Origin of the sequence: Acinetobacter sp. NIPH 542 (assembly GCF_000369825.1) — a bacterium.
Lineage (GTDB): Bacteria > Pseudomonadota > Gammaproteobacteria > Pseudomonadales > Moraxellaceae > Acinetobacter > Acinetobacter oleivorans.
The window spans coordinates 1-12,246 of the sequence record NZ_KB850205.1; the positions used below are offsets into that span (position 1 = coordinate 1).

Consider the following 12,246-nt stretch of genomic DNA (forward strand, 5'->3'; position numbering starts at 1 on the left):
TAGCGCTGATGGTAGTGTGGGGTTTCCCATGTGAGAGTAAGTCATCGCCAGCTCATTATTCTAACACCCCGGTCTCGAAAGAAACCGGGGTGTTGTTTTGCATGCGGGTAATAAATATTGAGGGGTTTTAACTAAAAAACTTCATATTATTTCGATCTTTGCTTATTATTTAAACAATTAAAATAGAGTTTCTGCCTATGCAGTTTAAAATCATCGCGGCTCATGACCTAAATAAGAAACAACAGCAACAAATTGCTGAGCTGTGTTTTGCTGCTTTTGATGAAGATCCTTGGAGTCAATATACCTTCATGCAAACCGCTATGCATATAATAGGCATATTGGATGGTAATATTGTGTCACATGCTTTATGGACAGATCGAACTTTCATCTTAAAAGATGGTATTACTGTAAAAACTGCTTATATAGAATATGTGACTACTGCTGTCAAAATGCGTGGAAAAGGACTCGCATCTAAATTATTAAAATATTTAACTGATGCTTTAACTACTTTAGGCTATGAACTCGCGGCATTACAGCCTGAAGATGAGACATTCTATAAAAAATTAGATTGGATTTCGTGGTGGGGGGATTTATACATCAAGCAAGATACTTCCACTTATCTAACAGATGATTATCAAATTATGCTATTTCCATTGAGCGCTCAGCTGAAAGAGCGGCTAACCCATAATTTAGAAGACGATACTATTTGTGCCGATTGGAGAGAGGGTGAGCTTTGGTAACTCGCTATATAAAATTTTGGAAAACATTAGCTTTAGTCTGTAACTAGAAGATTAGCGTAGTCTTAAGAATGTAAGATATTAGCCAGAAGTTCTATTTTTTCTAATGTAAGATATAGATGGGAAATAGACTTATTTAATCTAATATTTTGATTTTTAAAATAATTATTAATTTTTGTTTATTAAAAAGAAATCTATGCCAAGAGATATTGTTCACTTGAGAATTCAGGCATTACTTAGCTTTTCTACTTTCCTGTTTATTATAGAAGCTTATAATGATTCAGAATCATTCCAAATCTAATAAGGATATAACATGTCTACTGATCAGCAATTTCCAACACCCAATAATTTAGGAATAGCAGTTTATTCAAATAATGCAGAAGCTATTGGTAATACTCCTTTAGTTCGCATTAATCGTTTGATTAAAACTGGTGCAACCGTATTAGTAAAAGTGGAAAGCCGTAACCCTGCATTTTCTGTGAAATGTCGTATCGGAGCGGCACTAATTGCCGATGCAGAAAAGCGTGGTGTGTTAAAAGAAGGTATGCATATTATTGAACCAACCAGTGGTAATACAGGGATTGCATTGGCTTTTGTTGCGGCTGCTAAGGGTTATCCAATTACTTTAACTATGCCTGCAAGTATGAGTCTTGAGCGTAGAAAAGTATTAAAAGCACTCGGTGCCAATTTAGTTTTAACTGAACCAGCGAAAGGAATGAAAGGTGCAGTTGATGAAGCTATACGATTAGCAGCTGAACAGCCAGATGTTTATTTCTTACCTCAGCAATTTGAAAATCCAGCGAATCCACAAATACATGTAGAAACAACTGGTCCTGAAATTTGGCAAGCAACAGATGGACAAGTTGATATTTTAGTTGCTGGCGTAGGTACTGGTGGCACAATTACCGGTATTTCTCGTTATTTCGAACACGTTCAAAATAAACCTTTGTATTCTGTAGCCGTTGAGCCTGCTGAGTCTCCAATTATTACTCAGACCAAAAATGGAGAGAACATTACACCTGCACCTCATAAAATTCAGGGGATTGGTGCGAACTTTATTCCAAAGAATCTTGATTTAGATCTTGTTGATGAAGTTTTACCAGTGACTAGCGAAGAAGCAATTCAGTGGGCAAGAAACTGTGCAACCCAAGAAGGTATTTTAGTGGGTATTTCAAGTGGCGCAGCTTTGGCTGCGGCGGCAAAAATTGCAGAACGCCCTGAAAGTGCTGGTAAAACTATTGTTGTTATTCTGCCAGATAGTGGGGAGCGTTATTTATCTTCTGTTCTGTTTGACGGTTTATTTGACGAATAAAATTAACTGTATAAAAAAGCCCATCTATTGATGGGCTTTTATTTAAGCTTATTTATAGGACACTTTTTAAAGCTTTTTGATGATGTTTAACAGATCGAGCATATTTTTTAGCTTTGTGCCGTGTCCAGAAGCTTCGCTCATATCCAGTTGGTCCCACATTATAATAAGCAGTTGCTTTGAACCAACTATCCGCTGACTGATAATAGTGATTTAAGATATAAGCACCACATTGAATATTTGTAGATTCATCATACAAATTACCAGCACAAGTTTGTTGCCAATAGCTGGGAATAATTTGAGTTAAACCGACTGCACCCGTAGGCGAGAGGGCATTACTATTGTAGTTAGACTCTTGTCTTATGACTGCGGCAAGTAAAAGAGGCGGCACATTATATTGGTCAGCACTTTGAATAATTATTGGAGATAACCGATTTGCTGTGCTTTGTGGAACAGAATAAGCTTTTTGTAGACCAGACGAGAGCGTATTTGAACGCCATGAAAATGAACCACTATTCGGGCCTAAGCTTGTACACCCAGTCATTATTGTCATTAAAGCAATTATGAAAAATTTGAGACTCAAAATGTTTATTTGAGTCGGTTTAAAATAATTGTTAGATAAAGATGAGGTAAGCAAAATACAAAACCGATAATCAAATTTCAAATGAAATCATGGTATTCAGCTGCAACTAATCGATCAATATAAGTTCTGTTGCTCAGCACAAGCAAATAGTGAGAATTTTGTATAATTAAAATGAAAGAACCCCGACATCCTGTCGAGGTTCTTTCGTATTCAGCTTATGTAGCTAACTCCTGTCAACTACCGCTTCCTGCGTTCTTATTCTTCTTCAATGAGACATCCTGTCTCTCTATGCTTCATATATTATGAAAAAATACTAAAGATGAATATCCGCAATTCACCGCAAGTTTTGTACGTTTTAACTTACAGATCAACTTACTTAAATACGATGTCGACAAGTTTCTGGGCTATAGGCGCACAGATCAATACACTTGGAAAAGCCAATATCCATGCAATAATCCAAGCCGATACCCACAATGAAAGCAAATGATGATTTAGTCCCACTACTTTAAAAGTTGAAATACCTGAAACTATAAAAGACATCATTCCAGATAAAATTAAGAGGAATAAAAGTTTCTGTACTTTCATGGTCTTATATTCCTTGATAAGCATTTAAGGTCAATGCAAAATTTTCTCCAAATTGTTGAGCAGTTTTAATATCTCCTTCATCAAACCTATCGGCATTACTGCCATGTTCAGCCTGAGCCATTAAGCCTGACCATGAGCCTAGACGATTGGCTGCTTGAGTATAAGGAATACCTTGGTGTTGTTCTGGCATAATCGGGTTGCCGATCCATAACATGCCGTGTTGCATGCAAAAAGTAAAAATTGAAATTAGTGTCGATTGTTTGTCACCTGCGGGAAGGGAAGATACGGTAAAGCCAGCCGCTAGTTTTCCTTTAAAGCTCTGCTTTTTCCATAATGGACCCGTTGCATCCATGAGTTGTTTTAACTTGGAAGATACACCCCCTAAATAAGTAGGGGATCCCCAAATTAAGCCGTCATATTGAATTAGGATTTCTGGGTTTTCGACAAGATGTTCAGCATTGAGTAAATCTACTTTAATATCTTTATGGCTCAAAATACCAGTTTGAATTTGTTGAGCAATAAATTGGGTGTGGCCTTGGCGACTATAGTAAATAATGGCAACGGTTTTCATGGGTAGTTTCCTCTTTATTTAAAGTTGAAATAGTTTTGCAGTGAGATATAAGCCACAACCAAAAACACTATGGTTCATCAAACTTTTTAGACAGTTCAGAAAAGGATGCGGGGTTTTTGACGAAGCAAAGCCACTACCCATCGCAGGTTGCATAATAAAAAAAGGAATGAGAACGGTGACTACACCAAACAGAAGTGCTGAATAAAACTGAGGATGGCTAAGCCAAGTTGAGCCGATAATGAAAAGAAAACTCAATGCGAAGATAATCCCCACACTATAATGAGCAATCCAGCCAAACAAATATTCACCCTTAATTTGAGGGCTTTTTGCAATTGATTGATGGATGAGTTTCCCTTGAAATATCCAGCCCACCCAGCGTCCGAGAAAGGAGAAATTTAAGGTCGGAATTTTGAATATCTTTAATATTAACAGCCAGATATCCATAATAATTGTTGCGCCAATACCAAGGTATAAAGCCTGAAAGAATGTTGTGGAGAGATTCATTTTGAAACCTTGCTTTTATACGTCTGAAACGTGATAAATTTATTGTGCAAGTTAAAGTTCACTTGAAGTCAAGAGGTTGTTATGGATATTGGTGAAGTCGCTAAAGAGGCAAAAGTCACAACCGCTACACTACGTTTTTATGAAGAGAAAGGATTAATTAAATCGATAGGGCGGCAAGGTTTACGTCGGCAGTATGGGAAACAAGTGCTTGATCAATTGGCACTCATTGCTTTAGGTCGTGCCGCAGGTTTTTCTTTAAATGAGATTGCTACAATGTTTGGACAAGATGGTAAGCCAGAGCTTGATCGGCAAAAACTAAAAGATAAAGCTGAACAGCTAGAGCACATGGCAAAGCGATTACATTTTATTAGTCAAGGATTAGAACATGCTGCTGTATGTCCTGCTGAAAATCATATGGAATGTCCAACTTTCCAAAAATTTTTAAAAGCAGCAATTGCTGGAGAATATCAGCCAACAAAACTTTAATCAGTTTTTAGCGAAGAGGTTGAATTTTTAAGGTTCTATTAAATAGTTAGTCCTGTCATATTTTCGCCATAAAGATTTCATCTTTTTGAAGTAAAAACTTCATATAAGCTTGATTAAATTTGCTTAATTTTTTACCAACTGTATAAAACTATGAGCAAAAAAACATTAGTGGCATTATTATGCTGTGCCAGTTTAGGATTGACGGCATGTAATGATGATAACGATCAAGAACAAGCTTCACCTACTGAAAAAGTTACTGAACCGACCTTAATTTCTTTTGCCAAATTACCTGTAGAAACTTATGCGGCTGGCCCAGACTCTGGGGCATATGTGAAAGGTGCAAATGGAATTTATCCTCCATTTAAAGGTCAGCCTGTACAAGGCTTTTCTGCTGCATTAAAAAATGAAGATGGCAGTTATATGGCAATGGCTGATAATGGTTTTGGGACTCAAGATAATTCAGCAGACTTTCTACTTCGTATTTATAAATTAAAGCCTGATTTCAAAACTAAAACCAAAGGTACAGGGCAAGTTACCGTACAAAGCTTTATTCAATTGCGTGATCCAAATAAGTTAATTCCTTTTAATATCGTGAACGGTAATACGCCTGAGCGTTTATTAACGGGTGCTGATTTTGACCCAGAGTCAATGCAACGTACTAGCGATGGTACTTACTGGATTGGGGATGAGTTTGGACCTTATTTACTTCATTTTTCAGCAGAGGGCGTGTTATTAGATGCACCGATTGCTCTACCAAATCCGTTAAACCCGACCCAAGAATTACGTTCACCACAAAATCAGTTTAATAAAGCACAAATTAATTTTGTGGAGCCTCTGGTTCAGCAAAGTGGTGGTTTTGAAGGAATGGCAATTTCACCAGATGGGCAGTATCTTTACCCGCTTATAGAAAAGCCAATTAAATCAATTCGGGAAACGGAAAGACAGTTGCTGATCTCTCAATTCGACATTAAGAAAAAAGCGTATACAGGGAAATATTATTGGTTCCAATTAGACAGTAAGGCAACCAATATTGGTGACTTCCAACTCTTTAATGATAAAGAAGGCATTATTATTGAGCGTGATGCGACTCAGAATAATTTAGGCGGATATAAAAAATTAATCCGTATTAAATTGAATGAGTCAGGTCAGCTAGTAAGCCGTGAAGATTTAGTCGATTTAATTAAAATTGCTAACCCGAATATGCTGTATGGCACAGCTAGAGCAGGCGATATAGGGACGGGACAGGTTTTTGCTTTCCCGTTTGAAACTATTGAAGATGTGATTATTGAAAATGGCACAACGCTCACGGTACTAAATGACAATAATTTCCCTGGTTCAACAGGACGTAATGCAAAACTAGCTGATGATAATGAGATTATTCAGATTCGTTTGCCAAAAGCTTTGTTCTAAGCTTTATAAATAAAAAATTAAAACTGCGGCGGATTTTGTTCCGCCGTATTTATTCCAAGAATAAAATATTGAGTAAAGTTTAATCAAATTAATTTCTATATTATTGTTTTCGCATGTTTTATAAACAGGGAAAATGAATGGAATTCATGTTAAAATGATCGGCTTTCATCTTTAGATGTCTCTCCTCCATCTGCTAGCCGAGATTCGCAAGCCATGTCTACTGCCTACACCATGCAGACTGCGCCTAAAGCGCTGTTTGATTACGACAAATATTGGGCGTCGTGTTTTGAACCCGCACCATTTTTGCCGATGTCACGAGAAGAAATGGACCAACTCGGCTGGGATGCATGTGACTTTATTTTAGTCTGTGGCGATGCTTATATTGACCATCCATCATTTGTATCGGGTGTGATTGGGCGTGTGCTTGAAGCACAAGGTTTCCGTGTCGGAATTATTGCGCAGCCAGACTGGACCAATGTTGAAAGCTTCCGAGTTTTAGGTAAACCAACGATTGCTTGGGGTGTAACCGCAGGTAATATGGATTCGATGATTAACCGTTATACGGCAGATCGTAAAATCCGTTCTGATGATGCTTATTCTCCAAACAATGAACCAAATAAACGTCCTGATCGTGCTGCGACTGTATATTGCCAACGTTGTCGTGAAGCATTCCCAGATGTACCTGTGTTATTAGGTGGTATTGAAGGTAGTTTACGTCGTATTGCGCACTACGATTATTGGTCAGATAAAGTTCGTCGTTCGATTTTGATGGATTCAAAAGCTGATTTACTCATGTATGGTAATGGTGAGCGTGCCATTATTGATGTGATGCATCGTTTGGCTAAAGGTGAAAAAATCCATGAGATTACTGATGTTCGTGGTACAGCATTTATTATTAATAAACATAACAAAGCATCAAAAGCAAAGTTTGTTGAAGTTGCGAGTAATGATGTAGATACGATTGGGCGTGTTGATCCAATTATTAACCCATATGTCATGACTGAAGATATTGATGGCTGTGAGGTTGAAAAAGAAAAAGGTAACTCATTAGCTCAGTATCAAGATTTCCAGAAAGAGTTTGTTGCAAATCCGATTGTGCGTGAAGGCGACAAACTCGATGACGACACTCAAATCGTTCAATTAAAACCAGCACCATCAAAAGCAATTAAACATAAGTTGCCTCCACGCGAATTAGCGGTAATTCGTTTACCTTCTTTTGAAGAAGTGTCAAATGATCACGTGCTTTACGCACATGCAAACCGTATTTTGCACCTTGAAACTAATCCGGGTAATGCCCGTGCTTTGGTTCAACGCCATGGTGAACGTGATGTCTGGATCAATCCTCCACCAATTCCTCTAACTACTGAGGAAATGGACTACGTGTTTGATCTTCCATATGCACGTTTGCCACATCCTAGTTATGGCGATGCTCGTTTCCCTGCATTTGATATGATCAAATTCTCGGTCAACATTATGCGTGGCTGTTTTGGTGGCTGTACATTCTGTTCGATTACAGAGCATGAAGGACGTATTATTCAAAACCGTTCGGAAGATTCGATCTTACGTGAGATTGAAAAAATCCGTGATACAGCGCCAAACTTCACCGGCATTATTTCAGATTTAGGTGGTCCAACGGCAAACATGTACCGTTTGCACTGTAAAGACCCAGAAATTGAGAAGAACTGTCGTAAACCTTCTTGTGTATACCCGGGCGTTTGTCAAAACTTGCATACCGATCATGCACCTTTAGTGCAGCTTTATCGTAAAGCACGTGCCATTAAAGGTGTGAAGAAGATTCTGATTGGTTCTGGTTTACGTTATGACCTTGCCGTACTCAACCCTGAATATGTAAAAGAGCTGGTACAGCACCACGTTGGCGGTTATTTAAAAATTGCTCCTGAACATACCGAAAATGGTCCTTTATCTAAGATGATGAAGCCGGGTATTGGTACGTATGATCGTTTCAAACAAATGTTTGACCGTTTTAGTAAAGAAGCAGGAAAAGAGCAATATTTAATTCCTTACTTTATTGCTGCACATCCGGGTACTTCAGATTATGACATGATGCACCTTGCAATTTGGTTGAAAAAGAATGGTTTCCGTGCCGATCAGGTACAGACGTTCTATCCATCGCCAATGGCAACTGCAACGACCATGTATTATTCGGGCAAAAACCCGCTTGCTAAAGTCGCTCGCTATACTGAAAAAGTTGATATTGTAAAAGGCGAGAAACGCCGTCGTCTGCATAAAGCATTCTTACGTTACCATGATCCAAACAACTGGCCATTGCTTCGTGAAGCTTTAAAAGAAATGGGCCGTGCAGACTTAATTGGTAATTCAAAGCAGCACTTGATCCCGACCTATCAGCCACAAGGTACTGCTGAAGGTGAATATAAGTCGGCACGTAAGAAGAACTCTTCTGTAGCGGGCGATTCAGCAAAACGTGGTCAGGGGCAGTCTCGTTCAGCAGCAGGGCAAAAACGTCCACAAAAAGGACAGGTTCTAACCCAACACACTGGTTTACCTCCTCGTGAAACAGGTGAGAAAAGACCATTTGGTGGAAAAAGTAAACCTAAAAACAAGGTTCGTGGATAGTGATAAAACAGGCTCTTAAATAGAGCCTGTTTTGTTTTTAAAGTGTCTATTTAAATCGTATAGTGAGATTTTTGAAGATTAAAAGTACAAAAAACGTAACGAATAATGATAAATAGCAAAAATCTGACGAGCTGCACTTGATTGTTGTAGATTCTATGATTATAAATAATGTGAGGGTGGCTAAATTTAAGCCAAGCTTGATAACTACAAGTGAAATTACTAAGTGAACCTTTTAAAAAACGGCTGTGTCGTTATCAATTAAAACAAAGTGTGATCTAGCAAAATCATTATAAAAAACCTAAAGGATTGGACCCATGTACTATTTAATTACGATTTTATTATTATTTCTTGCTGTTGTAATGGCAGTGAAAAGTCTTTCGCGAAGGCATCAACATGATAGTGCCTTGAAGCGCCGTGCAGTATTAACTAGTCATGAGCAAATGACATTAACCAGACTACAAACAGTTTTACCTAAATTTACCGTGTTGGCACATGTATCCTTTGATGCATTATTAACTACAAAATATGCGCATACACGTCGAAAATATCAAAATATGGCAGCTGATTTTGTTGTACTTGATCAAAATTATCAGGTTGTTGTCATTGTGGTTCTTGGCGAAAATGGTTTACGTCGTGCGCATCAACAATATGAACGTCGTCTATTACAATTGGCTGGCTATCGTGTACTGCATTACAGTGAGGTGCCTGATTATCACGATCTAAGAAGGGACTTATTGACTCCAGAAACAGAGATGGCAATTTTACATGCAACGCCGCAACTAGAACGAATGTCAAATGCGTTTGTGAAGTCTTAAAAGTTAGAGATTATAGCAATTGATTAAAGAACTCATTAAAGAAGATCTTAATAACATGCTGACATTAAAAATGTTAAAACTGCTAAAAAATTGAGCAATATAACTAGGGATATTGCTCAATTTAGTGTCACTTTATATTTATAAAAATTAGGGAAGTACTGCAACAACCGTCATTTCTACAAGCACGTCTGGTGCATAAAGTTTAGATTCGACACACGTCCGTGCTGGTGGATGTCCTTCACTAATCCATGCATCCCAAACAGCATTCATTGCTGCATAATCTTTGTCGATATCTTTTAGAAAAATCATAACAGAAAGAATATGGGTTTTATCTGTTCCAGCTTCTGCCAATAGACGGTCAATATTATCTAAAGTTTGTTGAGTCTGTGCTGTAACATCGACGCTTGTATCGTCTGCGAGTTGGCCAGCTAAATGTACCAAATTACCTGAAATCGCAACTTCACAGTAGCGTGAAGTCACGTGTAAACGCTTTACCGTCATAAAAATGCTCTAGAGTGGCTTTATTTAATAGTTTTGATTTTATGAAGAGTTACTGGGTTGGTGCAAGCAAGTAGAAAGGAATTTCAGTAGATTATTGTGATGAAGGGATATCTAAGCCATGTATCAGAAGAGCCCTGTAATATTCGGATTTGGTCGTCACGCCAATCACAGGACGATATGCCGAAAGTAAAGGTTGCTTTGGCATGTTGCAAATACATGGGTAATGAATATGCGTTGATTAGGTTACTCTAAAGTCTTAGTAAAAGGGAGTCTATTTTGTTTAAAAGTTGCTCTTTTGAGTGAAAATTAATCAATCACCAAAGGTTAAGTTGGAAGTCATCCGCTTGGGTCTGTAATTGATAAACTCCTATACCAATTAAGCGAAACTGAAAATGTTCAGGAATCTGCATTTCATTTAATAATAAAAATAAAACTTGGATTAAGTCCTGTAGCGACTGGATCGGTCTTTTAAAGCTCTTACTATGTTGTAAAGTCTGAAAATTCTTGAGTTTAAGCTTAATATTTACACCACGTGCATTGAGTTGTTTTTTTTCTAAGCTTTGCCAGACTTTCTCGGCCAGTCCCTGCCAATAGGGCTGACATTGAACCAAAGTAAAGTCACTATCGAAAGTGGTCTCTTTCGAAATTTGTTGACGCACTCTTTCAGCCTGAACAGGTCTATGATCAATTCCTTGTGCATATAAGTAGAGCTGCTGTCCATATTTACCAAAGTGGTGAACTAAAACAGCCTCTTCAATTTTCTGTAAATCGCCCAAAGTATGTAATTGAAGTTGCTGTAATTTTTCCTGAGTGACTTTGCCGACCCCAGGAATCTTTTTAAGTGGCAGGTCTTGAATAAAACTAGCGACTTGCGAAGGTTTGATTACACATAAACCATTAGGTTTGTTCCAATCCGAAGCAATTTTTGCCAAAAATTTATTGGGGGCTACACCTGCTGATGCAGTCAGTCCAGTTAACCTAAAAATATCTTCTCGAATATGCATCGCAACCTCGGTTGCGCTCGCAATCTGTTTTAGGTTTTCAGTGACATCCAAATAGGCTTCATCGAGCGATAAAGGTTCAATAAGCAGAGTATATTGCTGAAAAATAGAGTGAATTTGAGCAGAGACTGTGCGGTATTTTTCAAAATTTGGCTCAATAATAACGACTTGAGGGCATAGTTTTCTTGCCTGACTCATCGACATGGCTGAACGCAAACCAAATTCACGGGCAGGATAGGATGCAGCAGCAATGACAGCGCGCGGATGATGCGAAGAAATAACCACGGGGAGATGCTTTAGATCAGGACGCTCTCGCAATTCGACTGATGCATAAAAGGCATCCATATCGATATGAATGATTTTGCGCATATTATTGTGCTTTCACGATGCCTTGCTGCTGTAAGAATTGGTGCCATTCTTTGACTGAACCCTCATAAACATTTAAGTCTACGGGTTTTATTATCCCTTCAATTTTACCCTGATTACTATGCTGCCAGAAGAGCCATTTTCTCTTGTCTTTAAGTTCAGGTTTACCTTCATAATCACGAACCCAAAGAGGTGTATTAGGAAAACTACCGATTAACACAATGTGATAAAAAGTTTTAGAAATATAAAATATAGGCTGTTTGCCATAATGCTGTTTTAGGCGATCATGCATGATGCCTATTTCTTTAAGTAATTGTTCTTTGGTATGTGAATTAATACAATTACCGTCATATTCCAGATCAATGACGGGTGGAAGCGCATCTGATTTTTTAGGCACAGTCGCAATAAAGTTATCTGCTTGTGTCTTTCCATCACGACATAGACGATAAAAGTGATAAGCCCCTACATGAAGCCCATGTTCACGAGCTTTGAGCCAGTTTTCTTGAAATTTTGAATCTTTGTAATCACCACCTTCAGTCGCTTTCAAATAAACGAATTGGAATTTTTCCGGTGATATTTTTTTCCAGTTAATATCACCTTGATGGTGAGAGACATCGAACCCTTGAACTGGATAATCTTGTGCAACGGCTTTTTGCTGATAGAACAGACCAAAATAAGCCAGAACTCCCATAACACATCCCAAGCCAATTCCGATAAAGGTATTGTACCGTGCTGTGAAAAAGGTTTTAGCCAGTTTGGTCATGCAAAACTCATTAAAGATTT

General features: G+C 38.1%; 13 protein-coding genes and 1 pseudogene. 7 read left to right on the forward strand and 7 right to left on the reverse strand.

The genetic code is table 11. The features are described 5' to 3' along the window. The first annotated feature begins 197 nt into the window (after positions 1–197). Both F886_RS03350 and cysK read left to right on the forward strand, forming a co-directional pair. Positions 198–740 carry a GNAT family N-acetyltransferase gene (locus tag F886_RS03350; protein ID WP_005301456.1) on the forward strand — a complete coding sequence of 181 codons (543 nt, stop codon included), beginning with the start codon at positions 198–200 and terminating at the stop codon, positions 738–740. A 310-nt stretch (positions 741–1,050) separates the two neighbouring features. Then, positions 1,051–2,049 carry a cysteine synthase A gene (cysK, locus tag F886_RS03355; protein WP_005301457.1) on the forward strand — a complete coding sequence of 333 codons (999 nt, stop codon included), beginning with the start codon at positions 1,051–1,053 and terminating at the stop codon, positions 2,047–2,049. A gap of 52 nt (positions 2,050–2,101) precedes the next feature. On the opposite strand, the gene F886_RS03360 is transcribed toward cysK, so the two are convergent. From F886_RS03360 to F886_RS03375, 4 genes are all read right to left on the reverse strand, one after another. After that, positions 2,102–2,710: a lytic transglycosylase domain-containing protein gene (locus F886_RS03360; protein WP_081402083.1), complete on the reverse strand. Its 609-nt coding sequence runs from the start codon at positions 2,708–2,710 to the stop codon at positions 2,102–2,104. Between the two features lie 291 nt (positions 2,711–3,001). Beyond that, positions 3,002–3,214, reverse strand: coding sequence for a DUF2798 domain-containing protein (locus F886_RS03365; protein WP_005301461.1), 213 nt, complete (start codon positions 3,212–3,214; stop codon positions 3,002–3,004). A gap of 4 nt (positions 3,215–3,218) precedes the next feature. Then, positions 3,219–3,785, reverse strand: a complete 567-nt coding sequence (locus tag F886_RS03370; protein WP_005301463.1) for a flavodoxin family protein — start codon at positions 3,783–3,785, stop codon at positions 3,219–3,221. A gap of 18 nt (positions 3,786–3,803) precedes the next feature. Beyond that, positions 3,804–4,289: a DUF2938 domain-containing protein gene (locus F886_RS03375; protein ID WP_005301465.1), complete on the reverse strand. Its 486-nt coding sequence runs from the start codon at positions 4,287–4,289 to the stop codon at positions 3,804–3,806. 81 nt (positions 4,290–4,370) lie between these two features. On the opposite strand from F886_RS03375, the gene F886_RS03380 reads away from it, so the two are divergent. From F886_RS03380 to F886_RS03395, 4 genes are all read left to right on the forward strand, one after another. Continuing rightward, entirely contained in the window at positions 4,371–4,775 is a 405-nt protein-coding gene (locus tag F886_RS03380; protein WP_005301469.1) for a helix-turn-helix domain-containing protein, read from the forward strand. 150 nt (positions 4,776–4,925) lie between these two features. Next, positions 4,926–6,185 carry an esterase-like activity of phytase family protein gene (locus tag F886_RS03385; protein ID WP_005301471.1) on the forward strand — a complete coding sequence of 420 codons (1,260 nt, stop codon included), beginning with the start codon at positions 4,926–4,928 and terminating at the stop codon, positions 6,183–6,185. A 213-nt stretch (positions 6,186–6,398) separates the two neighbouring features. Further along, positions 6,399–8,780 carry a YgiQ family radical SAM protein gene (locus F886_RS03390; protein ID WP_005301474.1) on the forward strand — a complete coding sequence of 794 codons (2,382 nt, stop codon included), beginning with the start codon at positions 6,399–6,401 and terminating at the stop codon, positions 8,778–8,780. A gap of 314 nt (positions 8,781–9,094) precedes the next feature. Next, a complete protein-coding gene (locus tag F886_RS03395) occupies positions 9,095–9,595 on the forward strand; it encodes a DUF2726 domain-containing protein (protein WP_005301476.1) in 501 nt (166 codons plus the stop codon). 147 nt (positions 9,596–9,742) lie between these two features. Here F886_RS03395 and F886_RS03400 read toward each other — a convergent pair whose 3' ends face one another. Continuing rightward, positions 9,743–10,096 (reverse strand): RidA family protein, encoded by a 354-nt coding sequence (locus F886_RS03400; RefSeq protein WP_004795237.1) that lies wholly within the window; start codon positions 10,094–10,096, stop codon positions 9,743–9,745. A 193-nt stretch (positions 10,097–10,289) separates the two neighbouring features. Here F886_RS03400 and F886_RS19585 point away from each other — a divergent pair. Continuing rightward, positions 10,290–10,406 (forward strand): annotated as a pseudogene (locus F886_RS19585) (hypothetical protein). Between the two features lie 4 nt (positions 10,407–10,410). Here F886_RS19585 and dinB read toward each other — a convergent pair. Next, the gene (gene dinB / locus F886_RS03405; RefSeq protein WP_005301478.1) at positions 10,411–11,466 is read right to left on the reverse strand and encodes a DNA polymerase IV; all 1,056 of its coding nucleotides are present in this window, start codon (positions 11,464–11,466) and stop codon (positions 10,411–10,413) included. Position 11,467: 1 nt separating this feature from the next. Then, complete coding sequence (locus F886_RS03410; RefSeq protein WP_005301480.1) at positions 11,468–12,226, reverse strand: glycoside hydrolase family 25 protein; 759 nt, start codon at positions 12,224–12,226, stop codon at positions 11,468–11,470. Positions 12,227–12,246 lie beyond the last annotated feature (20 nt).

What these genes read in the sequence shown, in the direction of transcription:
- F886_RS03350 (WP_005301456.1), top strand. Translation starts at nt 198, where the DNA reads ATGCAGTTTAAAATCATCGCGGCTCATGACCTAAATAAGAAACAACAG.
- cysK (WP_005301457.1), top strand. Translation starts at nt 1,051, where the DNA reads ATGTCTACTGATCAGCAATTTCCAACACCCAATAATTTAGGAATAGCA.
- F886_RS03365 (WP_005301461.1), bottom strand. Translation starts at nt 3,214, where the DNA reads ATGAAAGTACAGAAACTTTTATTCCTCTTAATTTTATCTGGAATGATG.
- F886_RS03370 (WP_005301463.1), bottom strand. Translation starts at nt 3,785, where the DNA reads ATGAAAACCGTTGCCATTATTTACTATAGTCGCCAAGGCCACACCCAA.
- F886_RS03375 (WP_005301465.1), bottom strand. Translation starts at nt 4,289, where the DNA reads ATGAATCTCTCCACAACATTCTTTCAGGCTTTATACCTTGGTATTGGC.
- F886_RS03380 (WP_005301469.1), top strand. Translation starts at nt 4,371, where the DNA reads ATGGATATTGGTGAAGTCGCTAAAGAGGCAAAAGTCACAACCGCTACA.
- F886_RS03385 (WP_005301471.1), top strand. Translation starts at nt 4,926, where the DNA reads ATGAGCAAAAAAACATTAGTGGCATTATTATGCTGTGCCAGTTTAGGA.
- F886_RS03390 (WP_005301474.1), top strand. Translation starts at nt 6,399, where the DNA reads ATGTCTACTGCCTACACCATGCAGACTGCGCCTAAAGCGCTGTTTGAT.
- F886_RS03395 (WP_005301476.1), top strand. Translation starts at nt 9,095, where the DNA reads ATGTACTATTTAATTACGATTTTATTATTATTTCTTGCTGTTGTAATG.
- F886_RS03400 (WP_004795237.1), bottom strand. Translation starts at nt 10,096, where the DNA reads ATGACGGTAAAGCGTTTACACGTGACTTCACGCTACTGTGAAGTTGCG.
- dinB (WP_005301478.1), bottom strand. Translation starts at nt 11,466, where the DNA reads ATGCGCAAAATCATTCATATCGATATGGATGCCTTTTATGCATCAGTC.
- F886_RS03410 (WP_005301480.1), bottom strand. Translation starts at nt 12,226, where the DNA reads ATGACCAAACTGGCTAAAACCTTTTTCACAGCACGGTACAATACCTTT.